17 protein-coding genes are annotated in these 20,588 nt (G+C 71.8%); 9 read left to right on the top strand and 8 right to left on the bottom strand.

Annotated features, from left to right (window positions below; genetic code table 11):
• Positions 1-5: 5 nt before the first annotated feature.
• Genes AB0H64_RS19365 through AB0H64_RS19355 form a run of 3 tightly spaced genes read right to left on the bottom strand, consistent with a single transcriptional unit; the run spans position 6 to position 3,726 of the window.
• Positions 6-926 (bottom strand): enediyne biosynthesis protein UnbU, encoded by a 921-nt coding sequence (locus AB0H64_RS19365; RefSeq protein WP_357626030.1) that lies wholly within the window; start codon positions 924-926, stop codon positions 6-8.
• Positions 923-2,827 carry a CRTAC1 family protein gene (locus AB0H64_RS19360; protein WP_357626028.1) on the bottom strand — a complete coding sequence of 635 codons (1,905 nt, stop codon included), beginning with the start codon at positions 2,825-2,827 and terminating at the stop codon, positions 923-925. The genes AB0H64_RS19365 and AB0H64_RS19360 overlap by 4 nt, the downstream gene beginning before the upstream one ends.
• Positions 2,824-3,726 (bottom strand): DUF1702 family protein, encoded by a 903-nt coding sequence (locus AB0H64_RS19355; RefSeq protein WP_357626214.1) that lies wholly within the window; start codon positions 3,724-3,726, stop codon positions 2,824-2,826. Before AB0H64_RS19355 ends, AB0H64_RS19360 begins: the two co-directional genes overlap by 4 nt.
• A 570-nt stretch (positions 3,727-4,296) precedes the next feature.
• On the opposite strand from AB0H64_RS19355, the gene AB0H64_RS19350 reads away from it, so the two are divergent.
• Both AB0H64_RS19350 and AB0H64_RS19345 read left to right on the top strand, forming a co-directional pair.
• Entirely contained in the window at positions 4,297-4,707 is a 411-nt protein-coding gene (locus tag AB0H64_RS19350) for an SRPBCC domain-containing protein (RefSeq protein ID WP_357626025.1), read from the top strand.
• Positions 4,708-5,192: 485 nt separating this feature from the next.
• Positions 5,193-6,125, top strand: a complete 933-nt coding sequence (locus AB0H64_RS19345) for a hypothetical protein (RefSeq protein WP_357626022.1) — start codon at positions 5,193-5,195, stop codon at positions 6,123-6,125.
• Here the strand turns inward: AB0H64_RS19345 and AB0H64_RS19340 are convergent.
• The 3 genes from AB0H64_RS19340 to AB0H64_RS19330 are packed head-to-tail and all read right to left on the bottom strand — an operon-like array spanning position 6,094 to position 8,436.
• Positions 6,094-6,816, bottom strand: a complete 723-nt coding sequence (locus AB0H64_RS19340) for a winged helix-turn-helix transcriptional regulator (RefSeq protein ID WP_357626019.1) — start codon at positions 6,814-6,816, stop codon at positions 6,094-6,096. The two genes, AB0H64_RS19345 and AB0H64_RS19340, sit on opposite strands and share 32 nt — an antisense overlap.
• A gap of 58 nt (positions 6,817-6,874) precedes the next feature.
• Positions 6,875-8,101 carry an AarF/UbiB family protein gene (locus AB0H64_RS19335; protein WP_357626016.1) on the bottom strand — a complete coding sequence of 409 codons (1,227 nt, stop codon included), beginning with the start codon at positions 8,099-8,101 and terminating at the stop codon, positions 6,875-6,877.
• Positions 8,098-8,436 (bottom strand): hypothetical protein, encoded by a 339-nt coding sequence (locus tag AB0H64_RS19330; RefSeq protein ID WP_357626014.1) that lies wholly within the window; start codon positions 8,434-8,436, stop codon positions 8,098-8,100. The genes AB0H64_RS19335 and AB0H64_RS19330 overlap by 4 nt, the downstream gene beginning before the upstream one ends.
• Before the next feature lie 338 nt (positions 8,437-8,774).
• Between AB0H64_RS19330 and AB0H64_RS19325 the strand changes: the two genes are divergently transcribed.
• Positions 8,775-11,168 (top strand): AarF/UbiB family protein, encoded by a 2,394-nt coding sequence (locus AB0H64_RS19325; protein ID WP_357626012.1) that lies wholly within the window; start codon positions 8,775-8,777, stop codon positions 11,166-11,168.
• 6 nt (positions 11,169-11,174) lie between these two features.
• Here the strand turns inward: AB0H64_RS19325 and AB0H64_RS19320 are convergent, their stop codons facing one another.
• Positions 11,175-12,008, bottom strand: coding sequence for a hypothetical protein (locus AB0H64_RS19320; RefSeq protein ID WP_357626010.1), 834 nt, complete (start codon positions 12,006-12,008; stop codon positions 11,175-11,177).
• Positions 12,005-13,201 carry a KR domain-containing protein gene (locus tag AB0H64_RS19315; protein ID WP_357626007.1) on the bottom strand — a complete coding sequence of 399 codons (1,197 nt, stop codon included), beginning with the start codon at positions 13,199-13,201 and terminating at the stop codon, positions 12,005-12,007. Before AB0H64_RS19315 ends, AB0H64_RS19320 begins: the two co-directional genes overlap by 4 nt.
• A gap of 358 nt (positions 13,202-13,559) precedes the next feature.
• Here AB0H64_RS19315 and AB0H64_RS19310 point away from each other — a divergent pair, with 358 nt between their 5' ends.
• The 6 genes from AB0H64_RS19310 (at position 13,560) to AB0H64_RS19285 (ending at position 20,588) form a co-directional block, all read left to right on the top strand.
• A complete protein-coding gene (locus AB0H64_RS19310) occupies positions 13,560-14,831 on the top strand; it encodes a HEAT repeat domain-containing protein (RefSeq protein WP_357626004.1) in 1,272 nt (423 codons plus the stop codon).
• Positions 14,832-14,881: 50 nt separating this feature from the next.
• Positions 14,882-15,523 carry a DUF6073 family protein gene (locus AB0H64_RS19305; RefSeq protein ID WP_357626001.1) on the top strand — a complete coding sequence of 214 codons (642 nt, stop codon included), beginning with the start codon at positions 14,882-14,884 and terminating at the stop codon, positions 15,521-15,523.
• 47 nt (positions 15,524-15,570) lie between these two features.
• Entirely contained in the window at positions 15,571-16,584 is a 1,014-nt protein-coding gene (locus AB0H64_RS19300) for an SRPBCC domain-containing protein (RefSeq protein WP_357625999.1), read from the top strand.
• A gap of 51 nt (positions 16,585-16,635) precedes the next feature.
• Entirely contained in the window at positions 16,636-17,904 is a 1,269-nt protein-coding gene (locus AB0H64_RS19295) for a cytochrome P450 (protein WP_357625997.1), read from the top strand.
• Between the two features lie 165 nt (positions 17,905-18,069).
• The gene (locus AB0H64_RS19290) at positions 18,070-19,161 is read left to right on the top strand and encodes a class I SAM-dependent methyltransferase (RefSeq protein WP_357625996.1); all 1,092 of its coding nucleotides are present in this window, start codon (positions 18,070-18,072) and stop codon (positions 19,159-19,161) included.
• On the top strand, positions 19,158-20,588 hold the full coding sequence (locus tag AB0H64_RS19285) for an alpha/beta fold hydrolase (RefSeq protein WP_357625993.1): 1,431 nt from the start codon (positions 19,158-19,160) through the stop codon (positions 20,586-20,588). The genes AB0H64_RS19290 and AB0H64_RS19285 overlap by 4 nt, the downstream gene beginning before the upstream one ends.

The following is a 20,588-nucleotide window of genomic DNA, read 5'->3' as shown; positions in this document are numbered from 1 at the left end:
GGCGATCACCTGGAGGTGGGGACGGCCACCGAGGTGGCGGGAGCCGACACGTCGCCGTGCTGCGCGGCGGCCGCGCGGGCGGCCAGCGCCGCGAGCAGCACTCCGCGGGCGGCGCACACGATGACCAGCGCGAAGAACAGGCCGTACACGATGTGCAGGTGGACGAGCAGGCTGTAGACCGCCGCGGTGGCGACCCCGAACACGACCTGGTTGCGGGGCCGCGTCGGCGTCGTACCAGGGTCGGTGATCATGTAGTTGGTGAACAGGACGAAGGCGACGCCCGTCATGACCACCAGCGCGCTCGTCGTCGCCGTGCCGTCGATCCAGGTACGGATCAGGGCCTGGGCGAAGAACGCGCCGACCCAGCCGAGGATGAGCGGCATCTTCTTGGTGAGCCCGGCGTTGAGCAGGGTGCCCGCGACGAGGATGAAGCCGGGGATCAGCCAGTCGATCGGGCCGGCGACCCATTCGGTGAAGTGGTAGGGCGGCGCGATGCCGACCCACGGGAACACCAGCAGCGTGATCGCGATGCCGGCGTTGGACGGGTTGAGGACGTGACGCCTTCTGCCGAAGACCCGCACGCGGATGAGGTACTTGGTGCCGATCGCGACCGCGACGGCGAACAGCACCGGCAGGAGACGGTCGTTGGCGTACAGGAGCATGGCGCAGGCCAGGCCCGTGATGTGGGCGGGCAGGAGGAAGTCGAACATCTTCTCGGTCCGGTACTTCGGCTCTCGCCGCTCGGCCCACGCCTCCGCCGTCTCCAGCGCGAGGTCGAGCAGGTAGGCGAACGCCACGGCGGCGACGGGGGTGACGAACGCCTGCTCGAACCCGAGCCAGGCGTGCCCGAGCACCGTGAACACGGTGATCGAGAGAGCGAATCTGCGGAGCGCGGCCGTTCTCGGGTTGCGCTGAGCAGAGGTCATGGCGTCTCCTCCGTGAGGGATGTGATCGAACCGTCGTCTCCGAGACGGAGGCGTTGCCAGCCGGGCGCGAGGTCGGCGGCGGCGGTGCGCGGCCGGCCGCAGGTGTCACGCCAGGTCACCTCGACGGGCACGGACGGGGTGTTCGGGCGAAGGGCGAACATCAGCTCCGCGGCGGTGACGCCGGCGTGCCCGTTGGCGGGGTAGAGCTGACCGGTCCGCAGGCCCCGGGCGCCGGCCTTCAGCCGTACGGTCGCGCCGATGGCGGGGGAGAGGGCGCCGGTGCCGGCGGAGCAGCCACCCGCCGGGCGCATCAGCTGCAGCCCCAGGAACGGCGCGCGTGCCGGCGCGGTGTTGCGGTAGAAGTAGCTCTGCCGCCACTGGTTGGCGACCGCGAAGTCAAGCCGGCCGTCGTGGTCGACGTCGGCCGTGGCGATGCCGCGGGACGGCCCCGGATCGGCCACGCCGATGTCGCCGGCGACGTCGGCGAACCGGCCGTCGGGGACGCGGGCGAAGAAGGCGTTGGCGTTGTCCCCGGAGATGTCGGCGTCCGGCTGGAAGCGGGGCCACATCGCCGGGTTGTCGAGGAGGTCGTCGTTGGTCATGGCGAGCTCCTGCAGGTCGGCCCAGCGGTTGACGTCGCCGCGCAGGAACCCGGTCGCCTGGATGATCTCCGAGACGCCGTCGCCGTTGAAGTCGCCGGCCTTGATGTCCCAGCCCCATCCGCTGCGCGACAGGCCGAGGCCCTCGCTCTCGTCGGTGTAGAGGGCGGTGCCGTCGCCGTCGAAGATCCGCTTCTGGCCGCTGATCCACGCGAAGTTGCTCTCCAGCAGTCCGTACTGCTGGGTGATGTTGCTGACCACGATGTCGGAGACGTCGTCGCCGTTCAGGTCGGTGAACGCGACGCCCATGCCCTTGAAGGAGTCCTTGCCCAGCACCTTGGACTTGGGGGTGGTGAGGTGGCGCGGGCCGTGGACCTCCTCGAAGACGACCTTGCCGGGACGGGACCGGTTGCGCAGCAGGTGGTCCGGGGCGAAGTCGTTGGCCAGGTAGAGCTCGGGAAGCCCGTCGCCGTCGAGGTCCTGGGCGCCGATCGCCAGGGTCCAGCCGTCCGCGACCTCCTTGCCGAAGGCTCCGGCGGCCTCGGCGAACGTCCCGCCGCCCCGGGACAGCAGGACGCGGTTCGTGCCGCCGTTGGCGGCGTTCGACATGGACGCCTGCATCCGCAGCTCGGGCCGGTCCGGGGCCTTCGGGTCCAGCACCCGGGCGCCGTCGGGGAAGTAGTTGCCGACGATCACATCGGTGCGGCCGTCGCCGTCCACGTCGGCCAGCGCCAGCGCCTCGGTGTTCCACAGCTGGTAGGGCTGGACCAGCTCGCGCGCGGTGAAGGCCGACGGGCCGGTGAGCGGCCCGGTGCCGCGCAGGAACAGCACGGGTGAGCGTCCCCAGTAATAGACCAGGACGTCGATGGAGCCGTTGTCGTCGTAGTCGCCGGGCACGCAGCCCATCGGCGCCATCGTCGTGTCGTACGGCAGCCCGACCGGGGTCAGCGGGATCGGCTGATACCGGCTCCGCGTCTGGGGGGCCGGCTGGAGGGTGACGGTGTCGGTGCGCGGATCGACCAGGCACACGTCGTCCGGACGGGAGTTGCCGTCCAGGTCGGCGAGCCCGACCGCGGCCCCGACCGAGGAGATCCAGTGCCGGATGCCCTGGTAGGCGGGGGCGACCTGGCGGACGGTGCGCCCGCCGGTCGGCGCGTCGAGCGGCTGCTGGACGAAGGAGAACGACGCGGCGACCTGCCCCGCCTCGGCAGGGGGGATGGCGGGCAGGGCGGCCGCCCAGCCGGTGACGAGGATCGTGAGGAGGGCGCCGAACTTGACCGCGGGGGCCGGCCATCTGCTCATCGGAGGACGTCCTCCGCGTGTCGTTCGTAGGCTCCGCGGATCTCGGCACGCCAGCGTTCGTAGTCGCGGGGCGAGGCCGGCCGGGGGATCCGGGCGAGGGCCTGGTCGGTCCACTCGGCGGCCTGGTGCGGGCTGACCCCGGTCAGCAGGTCGACGGCGCGGGCCGAACCCGGCGGGACATGGCCGCCGAGCACGTGCGCCTTGGCCGCGAAGGCGGCGCCCTGGGCGAGATCCGCGCGGTGGCCGGCGCCGGCGGCGAGCAGGTCGTCCAGCTCGTGGACCACTCCGGTGTAGGCCGCGGCCAGGCCGATGCCGGCCCACAGATCGCCTTGGCGGTGCCGCGGATACGCGCCGATGAGCCGGGCGATCAGGTCCGGGTCGGCACCGGTGTGGAACCACAGGGCACGGCCGGTTCCCTGGTCCCTGATGGACCGGGTGGCGCCGCGGGCGCCGCGCTCGACCCAGTGATCGTGGAAGACGCGGCGGGGGTTGAAGTACGCCTGGTGGAATCCCCAGCCGTCCCAGGCCAGCCAGGTGAGCATGGGATGGCCGATGCCTCGCCAGCGGGTGCGGCGCAGCCGGGCCAGCGCCCAGCCGGCGCCGACGTGGATCAGGTGGGTGTACGCCCCTCCCGTGTCCTTCTCCAGGGCACGCAGCCGCCGGTTCCCGCTCAGGGTGATCGTGTCCAGCAGGGTGCAGCTCATGGCGGCGCCCTCGAAGGCGAAGCCGTGCAGGCGGCGCGGCAGGCCGCCGACGTCCGGGTCCCCGGTGAGGGCGCTGTTATAACCTTTTCCAAATGCGGCGACAACCTCCAAAAGATTTTCTTTAACCGGGCTTGAGTTTGGCACGAAGCCTGTCAGCCGATTTTCGGGCAGGCGAAATAGCCGGGTAGGCTCCATGGCTGTTCCCGTCCTGATCTGGGCGACCTTCACGGTGAAACTAAGCATTTTTCAAGCGAGGGTCAAGGCGGCTCTGATCGCTCGGACGGGAGCGGCGAATGCGAATTCGGCGACCCCGGCCCGGCGGAATGTGAATGTTCGACGAGCGAGGTCGGCGGCCGTTCGACGCGGTCCCGTGACGGAGTGCGGACGGGCCCGATCCGAATAGGAGCGCTTTCCGGCAGGGTAATCAGACATCCGCAATGGTTACGGAGCGGAGACGGACGCCGACGCCCTCCGAATATCGCCGGCCGCCTCAAGTGACCGGGGGTTTACAGTCGTCCGACAGAAAGGGTGGAGGATTGTCTCCCACGCGTTAGGACGCATGGAAGCGGGCCGTCAGGGCGGGTGCGATCGCCCGGAGGCGTCGCAAGGGCAGATCTTGACGGCATATTCGTGGCGGCAGGTCATGTGCAGACCATCCGACGACATGATCGTAAATTCCTCCGCGCCGTCACGCCCGTTTCCCCTGGCCGGCCCGGTTGATGTCCTAGGATTTGGTGGGTCGCTCTCCGATGAACAAGGAGCACCGTGCACGACGCCAGTCCCGCCGCCATCTCGGTCGACCAGTACATCCCCGCGCCGCCGGCGAAGGTATGGAGCTCCCTGACCGAGCCCGAACTGCTCGCCCGCTGGTGGGTCCCTGGTGACATCAGTGCCGTCGTCGGTCACCGGTTCCATCTGCAGATGCCCGGCCGGGACTCGGTACCGTGCGAGGTGCTGGAGGTCGAGCCGTACGAGCGGCTCGTCTACACCTTCAACGCCACCTGGGTCCTGACCTGGCGGCTGGTCGCCGAGGGCAAGGGCACCCGACTGCTGCTCGAACACTCGGGCTTCGACCTGGACGACAAGCGGGACCGCGCCGCCTTCGAGCGCATGGGCCGCGGCTGGGAGAGCTCGGTCCTGCCCCGCCTCGTGGAGCTCGTCGCCGAGCCGTCCTGAACGGGCGCCCGGTCCCTGACCGGAGCCCTCCAGGCCCTGCCTGTACTCCGTCGCCGGCACGTCGGGCCGGCTGAACTCCTCCGGCATGCCCGGAACCCGCCCCGGCCGGTCGCCGAGATCGTCCCGCGGCCGCCGCAGCGCGCCCTTGCCTCCCGCTCGCAGAGCGCCCGCTTCAATAAACCATAGTCAGTACGTCCGTAAATACGGAGATCTAGACCCGTACCCGGACGATTGATATAGGTGTTTCAAGCGGCACAGGTGCGGTCAGCACGACGCTCCCCCCGTCGGCCCCGGGTTCGGCCAGGTGGACCCCGCGGTTCTGCGCGACCCCTGTCCCTCCTCAGCCTGGCTCCCGCGCAACGACCCGGCTCATCCGGACGACAGCACCCCCGACCTCGCCACCGGAGCCGGCGGCGGGGTGGAACGCCGCTGCCCTCACCCGCTCCGCCCTGTCCGTTCAGTTCGCCCGCGAAAGGGAGACTCACGTGACGCTCACCCAGCAACAGTCCGCTGAACGGATCGGGGTCAGCCGCCCCTGGCCGGCCGTCGTCGTCAGCGTGCTGATCGGGTTCCTGCTCACCGTCGTCTGGTCTGCCGAGTTCGTCGACTCGGTCATCGGGGAGAACGTCGCCAGCGCCCTGCTCGGCCGCGAGGCCGAGGGCACGGTCATCGGCGGGGTCCTGCCCGGCATCGTCTACGCCTTCGCCACCGGGCTGGGCGGCACCTTCACCGCCTGCAACATCGCCGTCCTCGGCGCGCTCTGCCCGGTCGTGGGGCAGCCTCGCTCGCTCGCCACCCGGGTCGGGGCCGTCTTCAAACCGCTCGGGTGGCTGGCGGCGGGCATGCTCACCGTCTCCGGCCTGTACGGGATCGTCGTCGGGCTTGTCGGGACCGCCATGCCGCAGTTCTCCACCCAAGCCTCCGCCCCCGGGGAGCTGTCGGCCAGGAGCATCCAGTCCATGGTGGCCTTCGGGCTGATCGGGCTGGCCTTCCTCTGGCTCGGGCTCGCCTCGCTCGGCGTCGTGCGCGACCCGCTCGCCCGGCTCACCCGGCGCTTCCCCAACGCGCCGCTGGTCGTCATGGGGGCGCTGATCGGCGGCTTCCTCATCGGCCGGCCGTACGGGCTGTTCCGGCAGCTCTTCCGGGACGCGGCCGAGAGCCACAACCCGGTGTACGGTGCGCTGGCCTTCATGCTGCAGTCCGTCGGGAACATCGTGATCCTGTCGGTGCTCTTCGTGCTCCTCGCCGTCGTCATGGGCAGCCGGGTGCAGCGCTGGCTCGCCGCCCGCCCCGGCCGCCTGGCCCTGATCACCGGAGCGGCCCTCATCGTCGTCGGCGTCTTCACCTTCCTCTACTGGGACGTACGGGTGCTCGCCCGGCGCGAGATCATCCCCTGGTACCCGATGATTCCCTGGTAGCCCCGGCGGGGCCGGCGCCGGGCAGCAGCCCCAGCAGGCGGGAGCAGCGGGTCAGCGCCTCCTGCTCCCCCTCCAGGGTCAGCCGCCTGGTCGCCACCGCCTCGAACGGCGAGATCCGGCCCGAGCCGATGTCCACGAACGTCTTGGCGTCGGTGGAGACCCGCAGGGCCGCCCGTTCGGCGCCCTCCTGGTGGACCGAGATCCGCCGGTCCTTCACGGCGATGTGGAAGACCTGATCGTCGACGAGGAACTCGTAGGACTCGTCGACCTCGGGGATCTGGTCCCTCCTGATCAGCGCCTCGACGGCCAGCACCCCCCACTGGGGCCGTACCTCGTCCTCGGCGTCGAACGGGTGCGGGACGTTCAGGCCCCAGCGGGCCAGGCCGAGAATCGGCTCACGCAGTCCTTCGCCGAAACGGGTCAGTTCGTAGGAGTGGCCCTTGCCGTTGGAGCGGGGATGCTGCCGGATCACGCCCTGACGGGTGAGCCAGCGCAGCCGTTCGGCGAGCAGGTTGGTGCCGATGCCGGGAAGATTGTGAAGCAGCTCGCTGTAGCGCTGCGGGCCGATGAGCAACTCCCGGACGATCAGGAGCGTCCATCGCTCACCGATCACGTCGAGGCCGGCGGCGAGGCCGCAGTACTGGCCGTAGCGTCTGCGTTCGCCGGCGCGGACCGCCGGCTCGTTTGCCATACCAATAAACTCTATAGCGACGAGCCGGTTCTCCCGGTGACGGATGTGACGCAGGGGCTCAGCGCCCGGCTCGGGCGCGGGCGACGATGGAGCGAAGCACCACGGGGCCCGCCAGCGACTGGAAGTTGATCCCCGGGTCGAGCTGCTTGACCTGCCCTTCGATGGCCAGCAACGCCATGAGCGGGAAGATGAACTCGGCGCGGGAGAAGGCCCGGTGCCGCCGCTGGACGGCGAAGAAGCGGGCGGCGAACCCGGTCAGGGAGAACCTCCCCGCGGTCAGCCCCGTGATGGAGCCGATCAGGTCCTCCATGTCACGGCGGAACGCCTTCTCGTGCTCCGGCGAAACGGGCTGGGCGGCCGCGGCCAGGGCGTGCGTGGCGCAGACCTCGGCGTTGCCGCTGGACATCCCGAGGAAGAACTCGGCGAAGTGCGTCCGCATCTCGTCGTCCAGCTCATAGGTGAACCCGGCGTCGACGATCGCCAGCCGCCCGTCGGGCAGCTCCCACCAGTTCCCCGGGTGGAGGTCGCAGTGGACGACGCCGTTGACGAAGAGCATCTCGTACAGGGTCAGGACCAGCCGCTTGGCGGTCCGCCGGGGATCGGCGAACCGCCGCCCGCCGGCCTGCCCGGGGATCCAGGTCATCGTCAGCACGTCGGGCCCGCTCTCGTCGTCCAGGACCCGGGGGAAGACGACGGGCAGGACCAGTTCGAGGTCTTCGAGCCGGCGCAGGGCCGCGGCCTCGGCGACCAGGTCGGTCTGCCGGCGCACCGACGCGCACATCTCGTGCACCACGTGCCGCAGTGTCGGCCCCGAGCGCCGGAGCAGCGCGCCGGCGATCCCGGTCATCGCCGTGATGAGGCCGAGGTCGACCCGCAGCCGCTCGGCGGCGGTGGGGTGGATCGTCTTCACGGCGGCGTCGACGCCGCCGACGAGACGTCGCTGCACCGAGGCGACCGACCCGATCTCCACGCCCTCCTCGGCGCCGCCGGCCCGGCCCCGGGCCAGGCCCGACTCCAGCTCCTCGCAGAACGCGGCCGCGAAGAGGTCCCTGCGGCTGGACAGCATCTGCCCGACCTTGATGAACGCCGGGCCCAGCCGCCACAGGGCCGCGCTCACGACGGCGCCCGCGTCCCGCAGGATCCGCTCACGGCGGCCACGCCCGGCGTGCCGCACCAGGGACCCGGCCAGCGACGCCGCCACCCCGCACAGGACGACGGCGATCTGAGCGGTCCGGACCACCGGCCAGGCGAGGTCGCGCAGCGGGCGCCGGTCGGCGGCTCTCACTCGGGGCTCCCGGCCCGCCGGGTCGCGGCAGCGGCGTCCGCGGGGACCGGCAGAGAGACGGCCGGCGGACAGGCGGCGGGGGGAGGGCCGGCGGGGGGAGAGGCGGCCAGGTGCCGCCGCAGGCGGTCCAGGTAGTCGGCCCAGCCGCGCGCGTAGCCGTCGACCAGCTCGGGCGGTGGATGCAGGTGCCGCAGCTCCAGAGTGGCCCCTGTCCGCGCGGCCGCGCTGACCCGCACCTCGACCGTGCTGTCCGAATATCCCTCGTCCTGCAGAAGAAGACGGTATTCGCCGACGCTCCCGCGCCGGCGGCATTGGAGCACCGTCGCGTATTTCACATACGTCTCCCCGGAATCCTCGGTGAATCGCAGGGAATAGCGCCGGTCCGGTTCCAGGCGACACGGTGTGAACCAGACGGAGACGGACCCGGGCGAGGACACGGCCTCCCACAGACCGGCGAAATCGCAGTCGAAATGGCGACGGAGGGATACGGTGGCGGAATCGGCTCCCGAATCTCTGTCCGCGGGCATGGGGTCACGGTAACACGGCGATATCGGCGACGGAACGGCGTCGGCCCCGGCATATCACGCGTACAGGGCAGCAATTTCGGAGAAGTGCGGCGGGACGGGCGCGGCTAGAATCTGGTCATTTGCTGCCGGAATACGGGGGCGTCCGAATGAGCAGGAAATCCGCGCCGTCCGCCGAGACGGCCCGAGACGACAGCGACGGCGGCCTCGAATTACCGCGGCCGATGGCCATCGTGGCCACCGCGATGGTCGCCGCCATGCTCGAATTCGGCTCACGGACGGGACTGAGCGCGGCGCTGGCCGAGGGCCCGTCACAGGCGGCCGAGCTCGCCGAGGCCACCGGCGGCGACGCGCGGCTGGCGGAGGAGTGGCTGCGCGGCATGGTCGCCGCCGGACTGGCCGCCCATGACGGATCGCACTACGCCTGGCTGCCGGAGGTCCGGCCGTACATCGGCGGCATGATGGACGTCGGGCCGGGTGTGGCGCTGTTCGGCGCCCTGACCCGATCCGTCCCCGAGGTCGCGGAGGCCTACCGCGCCGGGGGAGCCTTCGCGGACGTGTGGTACCCGCGCGAGCTCGCCGACGCCATGCAGCGGATGAGCGCCCAGTGGACCAAGGTCATCCTGCCGGACGTCTGGCTGCCCGCCGTTCCCGGGCTCACCGACACCCTGCGGGGCGGCGGACGGGTGGCCGAGATCGGCTGCGCGGCCGGCGAGACGCTGGAGACGCTGGCGACGGCGTTCCCCCGGATCACGGCGGACGGATTCGACCTCGACGAGCGGCTGACCAGCGCCGGCAACGCCCGGCTGGCCGACAGGGGCCTGGCCGGCCGGGTCACGCTCAGCCCCCTGGACGCGACGACGGCTCTGAACGGCGAGTACGACCTGATCGTCGCCCTCAGCGTGCTGCACGACGTGAGCGACCTCCCGCGGCTGCTGCGCGCGGCGGCGTCCGCGCTGCGCCCCGGCGGCATCCTGCTGGTGGTGGAGTCCCCACCGCTGACGGGACCGGCGGCGGCGATGCTGCTGGCGACCAGCGTGCTGTACTGCGTCCCGGCCACCGCCGCACGGGGCGGCCAGGCGCTGGGCACCATGGGGCTCACCCCCGACGTGCTGGTGCCCATGGCCGCCGACGCGGGTCTGGCGCAGGTCACGACCCTTCCCGCCGTGCACCCGCTCGTGTCGGCGTACGCGTTCGGCAGGGCGGGAGCGCGGCCGCCGGGCGACGCCGAGCCCGGGGAGGCGGCGCGGGAGGAGCAGGCCGTCCTCGACCGCCTTCCGCGCGTCGGCCGGCTCCGCCTGGCCGGCCGGGCCGCCCGGCTCGCCGCGCGGGTGGCCGCCGCCTCGCTGCACGTCGTCTCGATGTGGGTCCTCGACCGGCTCGTCTCGGGCAGGGTGAAGGCGCAGGCGCGCGGGACCCGGCGTCTCGTCCTGCACCTGGAACGCATGGGGCCGACCTACGTGAAGTTCGGTCAGATGCTGGCCAGCCGCGCCGACCTGTTCCCCGCCCACGTCACCGCGCGCCTGGCCGCCCTGCACGACGACGTCACCCCGATGGGCGCCGCGGAGTTCGCCCGCCAGCTCGCCCTCGCGGTGCGGCAGGAGCCGCGCCTGGGCCGGCTCAAGGTGATGGATCGCTGCATCGGCAGCGGCAGCATCGCCTGCGTGTACGAGGCCCTGGACCCGGACGGCCGCCCGCTGGCCGTGAAGCTGCAGCGCGAAGGCGTGGCCGAGTCGATGTCGATCGACCTCACGCTGCTGACCGCGCTCACCCGGGTCGCCGAGCGGCTGCCCGCCGCGGGCGGCGCGCCCATGGCCGACCTCGTCGGCTACATGTCGCGGGCCCTCTACGGGCAGATCGACTTCTTCCGCGAGGCGGCGTACCTGCGCCGCCTGGCCGCCAACCTCGCCCGGTACGACGAGATCCTCGTGCCGCGGCTGCACGAGGAGTACACCTGCGCCACGGCCCTGGTGACCGACCTGGTCCCGGGCCTGGCCGACGGCGCCCCGGCCGGTGTGGACCCCGCGACGGGCGACCGGGTAGCCGCGCGGGTGCTCGACGCCGTCGGCTCTATGATCTTCAAGGACGGTTTCGTCCACTGCGACCTGCACCCGGGGAACATCTACATCCGCTCCGACGGCACCGTCGTCATCCTGGACGCCGGCTACTGCGTGGAGATGCCCACGGCGGTCCGGGACGCCCTCCGGGACTTCTTCATCAACCTGGCCCTGCGCAACGGGCTCCGGTGCGGAGAGATCATGTACGACTCGGCGTTCCCCGACGGGCCACCCGCCCGGCACACCGCGGCCGACCGGCGCGCGTTCGCCGGCGAGATCGCCGAGCTGGTCCGGACGGCGACGGAGCCGGGAGGACGGTTCGACATGACGGACTTCGGCCCCCGCGTCTTCGAGTCGCAGAACAGGTTCGGGGTGCACCCGCCGGCCGACTTCGCCTTCCCGCTGATGTCCTTGATGATCGTGGAGGGAACGCTCCGGCGATGGTGGCCCGACCTGCAGATTCCCGCCGCCTCGGGGGTGGGGTGAGCGCCGTCAGACGTGGGCGGCCCGCTGGAGCGTGTGCTGCCAGGTGGCCAGGAACCGGTCGCGGAGCACCTCGCGCGTCTCCGTGTCCAGGTCCAGTGCCGACCACCCCGTGTGCCGCACCCGAAGCTCCAGCGACGACGCGTTCGCCGTGACGGCGACCTCGGCCTCGGTGGGCGGGGACCCGCGGACGGCCTCGATCCCGAGGGCGATCAGGTCGTCGAAGTGCATGCGCCAGCGGATGATGGGGAACGGCCGCGGCCCCTCGGAGTCGACCACGTAGAACCAGCGCGGCGGCCATGCGGGACCGGACAGCGGCAGCCACTCGCCGAGCACGGCCCGGTGCAGCGGCCGCCATCCCGGCCTGTCGAGCGTGCAGCGCACGCTGATGTCGGGGATCGGGCCCCCCGCCACGACTTCCGCGACCTCGTCCCCCGGCCCGGCGGGCGCGACCGGCAGCGCCGCCGCCAGGCGGTCGAACCGATGCTGCCACAGCCTCCTGACCTGGTAGACGGTCGCCGGGTCCGCCGCGTCCAGGGCCTCGGTGACGCGCAGCCGCACCGGTCCGCTGCCGAGCACCTCGAACCGGACGGAGCTGAGGGGACTCACCCCGAGGTACGCGGAGGTGAACTCGAGGGTCCGGCCCGGGACGATCGACTCGATCCAGACGCGGTACACCGACGACGAGCCCGTGGAGACGCTCAGCTCCTGGGCGATGTGGGTGATGTCGCTCTCCAGCCGCCCCCACCACGCCTGGGCGCGCCCGGCGTCCACCAGCATCCGCCATACGGTCGCGGCGTCGGACGGCAGCTCTACCGAGTGCTCGACGGTGAAACCCCTCACCCCTGCCTCCGCGGTGTCCGTGTGGTCCAGTCCTGACAGCCGGAGCCCCAGGTGTAGACGGTGTGGTCGGCCACCTGGGCGCGGATGACGCGGTCCCGCCGGCCGACGGGCTGGTGCCGCGCGGCCCGGCCCGGCCGGCAGAGCTCCACCAGCCGACGCACGGACGCGTCGTCCAGGGCCAGGGAGCTGCCGCCGATCCCGCCGACCGCCGCCAGCGGGCGATCGGGCGTGGGCTGGGGCCCGCCGAGCACGATCTCGTCGGGGGCCGGGCGCCGCTCGTCCAGGAGGTGCTCGGTGACCTGGACGCCCCAGGCCGGCGGCACGATCGCGAACCCGGCCCGGCCCGCCATGGCCGCGGCGGCCGCGCCCATCCCGACCGCCGACCAGAGCGACCACTCGGCGGTGACGACGCGCATCCCGGGATGCTCCTGGCGCAGCCGGGCGGCCTCGCGCCGCAGGAGCTCGTTGGCCAGCGCGTACGCGCCGAACAGCCGGTGCGGCCGGCGGGACTCGGTCGAGCCGAACGCCACAACCGAGCGCAGCCCGGCCGGGGCCAGCGCGCCCACCAGGGTCCGCAGCGCTCTCGCCTTGCCGTCGGCCAGCCGTTCCAGCTCGTCGCCGGCCATCTCGGCCAGCGGGCTCAGGTGCAGCTCGCCCGCGGCGTGCACGAGCCGCGTGATCGGGAACGGGGCCGGGGGAACGTCGGCGGTGACATCCGTCCGGTCGACGACCACGCGGGTGCGCGTGACGATGGCGGCCAGCCGCCGCCGGGCCGCCGGCGACAGGCTCTCGGCGGGGCGCCTGTCCAGCAGCCACAGCGGGTGCCCGGCGGCGGCCAGCCGCGCGGCCAGCGCCAGGCCGATCCCGCCGAGCCCGCCGCTGATCGCCACCCCGGCCGGCTCGCGGCCCGCCGCGGCGGCGCCGGGGGCGGAGAGGCCGGGGAAGGGGAGGCCGGGGGCGGGGAGCCGGTACTGCATCCAGCGTGGCGGGCGCGGATGGAAGGACGCGTGCCGGCCCTGCACGACCTCGCGGCAGCGCAGCCGGGGCCATTCGCCCGCCGCCGCCTGGAGCAGGCTGCCGCCGCCGGCGCCGCGGTGGGCGAGGGTCAGCGGGACGTCGCGGGCCAGCGCCCGCCTGATCCCGTCGAGGAGGACGGTGGCGTCGCCGGGACGCCAGCGGCTCCCCAGCTCCACGACGACTCCCTCGTCACCGAAGTGAATTCGTGAATCAGAATTCGACGTCGCCACCGGGGCGCAACGTCGCGGCGGGCAGGGTCGGGGAACGAATGTCAAATCCGTGCTCGGTGCGATTAGGTTGCCCATCGCGGCCCTTCCGTGGACTCCCATGATCGGCGAATCGGCTTTCCCGAGTCATGCCGACGGTATCCGATCACCACAGCGTCCGCCAGCTCCGATACCGCCGACCACGGGGGTGGGCAAGGTGGGAGAAGTTTTGTCACCCGGCCCCTCCTAACGTGAATTCCGTAGCCACAACTTCGCCCTTCGGAGGCAACAGATGGCAATTGATCTATGCAATAAGTCCCCAGAATCGGTGGGCAATCCCGATCCTCAGTCATCGCTTCCGGTCGAGGCCCCGCCGCTTGAGTCGCTGCGCGACGAGCAGCGCGACGCGCTCAACTTCGCGTACCGCACGACGCTCAGCATGGACCCGCGCTTCGTGGCCGGCGACCCCGCCGCCTGGTGCAGCGACTTCGGCTACGCCCTGAACCGGGCCGCCGTCCGCGTCGACAACCGCACCGACGAGGAGCTGCAGCACGACGCGCTGCACCACCCCGACCCGGTCATGCGCGAGCAGGCCGTCTTCGAGTACGCCGACCGCGACCTGCCCGACGCGTTCGAGCTGCTCACCGAGGTCATCAGGCACGAGAAGCACCGCGAGGTCCGCTGGGACACGCTCTGGGCCATGGAGAAGCTCGGCGGCCCGCACGCGATCGCGGCGCTGCGCCGCTTCGCCACGGACTCCGACCCCGAGATCGCCGAGTGGTCCAAGCTGTTCGCCAGCGAGCTCACCACCGGTGACCCGGCCTTCGACGGCCGCGGCGGCGTCTTCACCGAGGGCCGGACCTTCGACGAGACGATCTACCTGCTCATCCACTGCGACCTGTACGTGCGGCTGGACGACACCAACCGGCACTGGGGCAAGGTCTCGCTCGGCCCTCTCGGCCTGGCCCGGATCTACGGGCAGGCGCACGCGTGCCCGAACGTGGCCACCCGCGAGAAGCAGCTGCTCATGGCCAAGACCATCAGCGGCCTGCACGCCGACGGCTCGCCGCACATGGACAACTACCTGTTCCGCGGCTTCACCGACCGGTCCAGGCGGGACCGCGGCAACTTCTTCTTCGAGTCGCAGGTCCCGCGGACGTTCTTCAAGTCCGGCCGGGCCGACGACGACTCGATGGGCACCCACGACACGCGCATCGGGTTCGCCCGCTACGGCACCTGGCACCTGGACCCGACGCTGAAGGTCCGCGGCGAGGACGCCATCAGGTACGTGCGGGGCCGCTTCCAGGGCTGGGGCTACACGAACGTCGCCGGCGTCGCCGGCAAGTCCCTCGAGGAGATCCTGCAGCCCGGCAACGGGATCCTGTCGACCATGCACGACCCCGAGGTCAGGGACCTGACCAACGTGTTCATCCTCGGCACCTTCAAGGGGAAGCTGAACGACTGGGACGGCGACGGCCGGATCGACCTCAACTCCCGCGACGTCTACAGCACGGTCGACGGCGAGGTCGACAGCGACCAGGACGGCATCGCCGACGAGCCGGGGCGGACCTGCTGCGACCACCGCGCCGTGGGCCTCTGACCCGCCGTCACCACAGGCCGATCTCACACTCCCCGAAAGGAACAACCACAATGACCACTCCCGCAAAGACCACCGTCTTCGGCCGGCCGGTCACGACCGACGGGGTGCCCAACCTGTACGAGGGCACGCCGGTCGTCAGGTGGGCGACGCCCGAGGCCGGGATCGACAATCTCGGGATCCACTCCTGGGACACGTTCGCCATTCCCGGCGTCGGCGAATTCGACGTCGAGTTCGATGGTTACGTCCGGGTGGTCCGGTCCCAGCCCACCGACAACGAATGGGCCGACGCCGAGGTCTACACCAACCTCATCGAGATGAAGATGACCGGGGAGTCGGCAGAGCTGGGGACCATCACCGTCACCCTCAACCCGACCTGCCTGTCCGCCGGCCAGATCCGCACCCCCTTCGACCCGTACGCCGGTGAGGGCCCCGCGGCCAAGGCGTGCCGGATGGCGGTCGGCTGCCTGTTCGACATGCCGAAGCTGGGCAAGACGCTCTTCAACAAGGAGCCGGTCATCCTGACCATCGACGACGTCCGCTCGATCCCGCCGGCGGGAGCCCCCGGCAAGGGGCAGATCTACCGGATGCTGCCGCTGATGGACCTCACGGACCCCGACGGCCTGCCGGTCGGCTACCTGACCAGCCTGCGGTTCAACATGGGCGGCTACCTGGCCCCGGAGCGGTTCGCCTGACCAGGGCGAGACCAGTCCCCAGCCCCCGCTGATCGAGCCGAGGAGCCATGACCGCTGTCGAATCACTGCCCGACGATCTCACCGTCCCGCTCATGGAGCCGTCGCCGTTCCCGCCCTTCCGGTCGTCGGCCCAGCCGGTCGCGCACGACCGGTGGGAACGGGTGGTCGCCTCGGTGACCGTCCCGGCCGACCTGGACGCCACGTGGACGGCGCTGACCGATCCCGACCGGGTCGGGCGGTGGCTGGCGAGGACCGGGCCGGCCTGGGCCCGCGAAGGCGAGCGGAGCATGCTCGACTTCCGCGACGGCGAGTTCTTCTGGTGTCACACCGACGTCGTCGAGCCGCCCGGCGCGGACGGTCACTCGGCCAGGCTTGGCTATCGATGGCGGTGGGTGGGCGTGGGCCCGGCCACGCGCGTGACGTGGCAGCTCACCGCCATGGGCGCCGCCACCACGGTGACCGTCACGGAGATCAGCTCGAACGGGCCGTCGGACTGGCGGAGCTGGAACGGCACGGGCTGGCCGGGCATCCTCGACCAGCTGTCCGACCACATCCAGACCGGACGTGACGTGCGCTGGACCTGGCGGCGCATGGGGCCCTACGTGCAGACCGAGCTGCCCGTCCCGGCCTACGAGGCATGGGCGGCGCTGACCGCCGTCCCGGCCCTGCAGTACTGGACGGGCCGCACGTCGGGCTCGCTGAACGTCGACGACCCGATGACGTTCGTGATCGGCGACGCCAGCGGAAGCTGCGTCCTGACGGTCACCGAGCACATCGAGGCCGGCCAGCGGTTCCCGTCGTACCTGCCGAGCCTGCACTTCCGGCTCGACCGGGGCGGATGGCCGGACCATCTGTCCGGCCATCTGTGGATCGAGCCGACGCACCTCGGCGGCAGCCTGCTGCAGGTCTTCCACTACGGGTGGGAGATGTTCGGCTCGACGGAGACCGCCCCGCACGACCGCACCCTGCTCACCCAGTTCTGGGCCGCCGCCTTCGACCGTCTCGGCAATCTCGTCCGGCGGATGTCCCCGCCGGACATGCCGGACGGCATGCCCGGATGACGGTCACCTCGCGCAAGTTCCCCACCCATCCACCATGGAAGGACCGGCGATATGGCACACGCCGAGGACGAGCTTCACCCGCTGTATCAACCGCACCTCCGCCACGACCCCTTCCCCGTCTACGCGCAGATGCGGGAGGAGGGACCGGTCCAGCTCGTCAAGGAGCCGCGCGGCATCGAGCACTGGGTGATCACCCGGTACGAGGAGGCGCGGGCCGCGCTCGCTGACCGCCGGCTCTCCCGCGACCCCCGGAACATGTGGGACGTCATGCGGCAGACCGAGCTGTACGACGAGGGCGAGGAGGACTCCGAGCCGCACATGCTCAACGCCGACCCGCCCGATCACACCCGGCTCCGGCAGCTGGCGAACAAGGCGTTCAGCGCCGAGCGGGTGCAGCGGCTCCGCCCCCGCATCCAGCAGATCACCGACGAGCTGCTCGCCGAGATCGACACTTCCAAGCAGTTCGACTTCATGAGCTCGTTCGCCGCGCCGATGCCGATCAAGGTCATCTGCGAGCTGCTGGGCGTCCCGTTCCAGGACGCCGTGAGCTTCACGAACTGGGTGCTCGCGGCCCTGACCCCGACCTACGTCAAGGGCGAGCGGATCCGCCCGTACGAGGCCAACCGGCTGCTGCGCGACTACTTCGTCGACCTGGTCGCCCGTAAGCGGGCCGAGCTCAAGCCCGGCTCCGGGCACGAGGAGGAGCAGCCCGACCTGCTCAGCGCCCTGATCGTGGCGTCCGACTCGGGCAGCACGTTCACCGAGAAGGAGGTCGTCTCCACGGCCAACCTGCTGCTCATCGCGGGCTACAAGACGACCGTGAACCTGATCGGCAACGGCATGCTGGCGCTGCTGCAGAACCCCGGCGAGATGGACCGGCTGCGCGGCGACATGTCGCTGATGCCGTCGGCCGTGGAGGAGCTGGCCCGCTACGACGGCCCCGTGGAGCGGGCGATGCTGCGGGTGGCCACCGAGCCCATCACGATCGGCGAGGTGACGATCCCGGCCGGAGCGCTGGTGACGATCGCCAACGCGTCGGCCAACCGCGACGAGCGCAGGTTCGACGAGGGCGAGCGGCTCGACGTCAGCCGCGGCGACCGCAACCACCTGGCGTTCGGCTACGGCATCCACTACTGCATCGGGGCGCCCCTGTCCCGCCTGGAGACGGAGATCGCGTTCACCTCGCTGCTCAACGAGTTCTCCGAGATGACGCTGGCCCTCCCGGTCGAGAAGCTGGAGTATCGCGAGACGGGCGTTCTCCGCGGACTCGGCGAGCTGCCGGTCTGGTTCACCCGGACGCGGGACGGCGCCGCGCGTTAGCGGCCCGGCCGAGACCGGCACGCCGGCCCCCGCGAAGTGACGCGGACCGGCGTGCCGGTTTCGCTTCGCCCTCGATCCCGCGGGCGCAATCTCGAAGAAGCCGCCCGGCTGAGGCGATGCCTACGCTGGCGGAACCGGACAGGCAACCGATGACAGGCGGCGCACATGGGCAACCCCATCGTTTCCGACCGTGGAGCCGACATCGAGCAGACGCTCGCGGCCGGGGCACAGTTCATGGCGGACCTGAGCCGCGCCATGGTTACCCTGTCGTGCGCCCTCGGGGACCAGCTGGGGCTGTTCCAGGTGCTGGCCGACGGCGCCTTCCGCAGCGCCGACGCCATCGCCGGGAAGGCCGGCGTCGACGCCCGCTACGTGCGCGAATGGGCGCGGACGATGGTCGCGGGCGGCTACCTGGAGATGGATCCCTCCGGGCAGGAGTTCCGGCTGTCGCCGGCCCACGCCGCCCTGCTGGCCGACCCGGAATCGCCCTTCTACGTCGGCGGCATCGCCCGGCTGGTCCCGCCGCTGGCCGCGATGGTCGAGCAGGTGGCGGGCTGCTTCCGCAGCGGCGCCGGCCTGACCCCGGCCGACTACCCGCCCGCGATGTACGAGGCCACCTGGCGGATGAGCGCCAAGTGGCTCAGGGCGATGCTGCTCGACCAGTGGCTGCCGCTCGTCCCCGGCCTGGAGGAGAAGTTGACGGCCGGCGCGCGGGTCGCCCATCTGGCCTGCGGGTCGGGCACCGCGCTCGCCCTGCTCGCCCAGCGGTTCCCGGCGTCGCGGTTCGTCGGGGTCGACCGGCACGACCTCAACGTCGAGCGGGCCCGCCGGGAGATCGCCGAGCTCGGCGTCACCGACCGCGTGACGCTCACCAGGGTGGCGGAGTTCGCGGACGGCCTGTCCGGCTCCTACGACCTGATCATGACGTTCGACGCGCTGCACCTGGCCGCGGACCCCGGCGAGGTCCTGCGCAGGGTCGCCGGCGCGCTCACGCCGGCCGGTGTCTTCCTCCTGCTGGAGACCCACTGCTCGACCGACCCGCACGAGAACGTGGGGGAGGTCCCCGCCTTCCTCTACGGCACCAGCACCCTGTACTCCGTTCCGCTGTCCCGGACGGGAGAGACGGTGGCGGGCATGATGGGGCTCCCTCACCCGGTGCTCGCGGCCATGTGCGCCGACGCCGGGCTGACGGCTCCCCGGCAGGTCGCCGCCCCCACCCCCTTCAACGTCCTCTACCAGATCAGGAAGGCATCATGAGCGGAGCCCCCAGTGCCCGTCCGGTCACCGGCGCCCCGTCACCGGCCGCACCGATCCGCTGGACGGAGGCCCCCCAGGCCGGCGACGGCTCGCAGCGGGCGCGGGTGCCCGTGCCCGTGGACCATCGCGACCCGGACGGGCCGTCGATCGACCTCGCCGTGGTACGTCACCCGGCGGGCGGGCGCGGCGCCCGGCAGGGCGTGCTGGTCGTCGCGCCGGACGATCCGGGCAGCTCCGGCATCGCGCTGGCCGGCGAGCTGAGGAAGGCGCTGCCCCCGTCGGTCACCGACGTCTTCGACGTGATCGGGTTCGACCATCGCTTCAGCGGCGAGAGCGCGCCGCTGCAGTGGGGGCTGGACCAGCGGGAGATCTTCTGGGTGTTCCACCAGTCCGAGTCGTTCGCCGCCGAGGTCCGCTTCCAGGCCGAGATCGCGGCCAAGGCGGCCGACCGCTCCCTGGCCGTCCTGCCGCACATCACCACCCGCAACATCGCCCGGGACATCGACGTCATCCGGCGCGGCCTCGGCGAGGAGCGCATCTGCCTGATCGGGCACAACTACGGCTCCTACGTCGCCGCCGTGTACTGCCAGCTGTTCGGCGACCGTGCCGACCGGGTGATCCTCGACAGCGTGCTCAGCCCCGACTGGGTGTGGCGCGGGCTGTTCGGCAACTTCGCGCGTAACTGCGAGGCGACCCTGCGGCAGTGGTGCGCGCGGACCGCCCGGCCCGGAGGACCGCTCGGCGACACCCCGCAGCGGGTGCGCGACGCCTTCGACGAGGTGCTGAACAAGGCGGGCGCCGGCGGGATCATGCTCCCCGGTGTGCCGGTGCCGTTGGACGACCAGTTCCTGCGGGTGCTGGCGATGATGATGCTGAGCTCGCAACGCTCGCACCCCGCGCTGGCGGACGTGGTGCGGTCGGCCAGGACCGGCGCGGCCCTGCGGGCGGAGACCCAGCAGCTCATCGGCTCGATGTTCGCCGTCCCGCGCGACGCCTCCACCTCCGCCGCGCAGATGGCGATCCTGTGCGGGGACGCGGCCTGGCCGCGCGAGCTGGAGGAGTACGAGGCGGCGAGCCAGGACGCGCCGGGGTTCATGGACCGGGCGCTGCTCGGGGTCAAGGCCGGCGCGTTCTGGCCGGTCCAGCCGCTCGAACCGCCGACGGAGTTCGGCCCCGCCGCCGCGGACGGGGTGCTGCTCGTCCAGGCCGAGCAGGACATGTTCACCTCCTCCGTCGGCGCGACCCGGATGCGGGACCTGCTGGGCGAGCGGGCCCGGCTGGTCATGGTGCGCGGCATGACGGAGCACCGCGTCTTCCCCTTCGCCGGCGACGCCCGGGTCGACGCGGTGGCCGGGGAGTTCCTGACGACGGGACGGCTGCCGGACGCCGACGTCGTCCTGGACGGCGACCGGACGCGAGAACTTTGA

The organism is Nonomuraea sp. NPDC050733 (assembly GCF_040654215.1).
Classification (GTDB): Bacteria; Actinomycetota; Actinomycetes; order Streptosporangiales; family Streptosporangiaceae; genus Nonomuraea.
Note: the sequence above shows the minus strand (reverse complement) of the source record. Positions and strands in the feature narration are given on the sequence as shown.

Coding starts and splice junctions, on each gene's coding strand:
- AB0H64_RS19295 (WP_357625997.1), top strand. CDS start 16,636: ATGGCACACGCCGAGGACGAGCTTCACCCGCTGTATCAACCGCACCTC.
- AB0H64_RS19365 (WP_357626030.1), bottom strand. CDS start 926: ATGACCTCTGCTCAGCGCAACCCGAGAACGGCCGCGCTCCGCAGATTC.
- AB0H64_RS19285 (WP_357625993.1), top strand. CDS start 19,158: ATGAGCGGAGCCCCCAGTGCCCGTCCGGTCACCGGCGCCCCGTCACCG.
- AB0H64_RS19340 (WP_357626019.1), bottom strand. CDS start 6,816: ATGGCAAACGAGCCGGCGGTCCGCGCCGGCGAACGCAGACGCTACGGC.
- AB0H64_RS19290 (WP_357625996.1), top strand. CDS start 18,070: ATGGGCAACCCCATCGTTTCCGACCGTGGAGCCGACATCGAGCAGACG.
- AB0H64_RS19360 (WP_357626028.1), bottom strand. CDS start 2,827: ATGAGCAGATGGCCGGCCCCCGCGGTCAAGTTCGGCGCCCTCCTCACG.
- AB0H64_RS19355 (WP_357626214.1), bottom strand. CDS start 3,726: ATGGAGCCTACCCGGCTATTTCGCCTGCCCGAAAATCGGCTGACAGGC.
- AB0H64_RS19305 (WP_357626001.1), top strand. CDS start 14,882: ATGACCACTCCCGCAAAGACCACCGTCTTCGGCCGGCCGGTCACGACC.
- AB0H64_RS19300 (WP_357625999.1), top strand. CDS start 15,571: ATGACCGCTGTCGAATCACTGCCCGACGATCTCACCGTCCCGCTCATG.
- AB0H64_RS19325 (WP_357626012.1), top strand. CDS start 8,775: ATGAGCAGGAAATCCGCGCCGTCCGCCGAGACGGCCCGAGACGACAGC.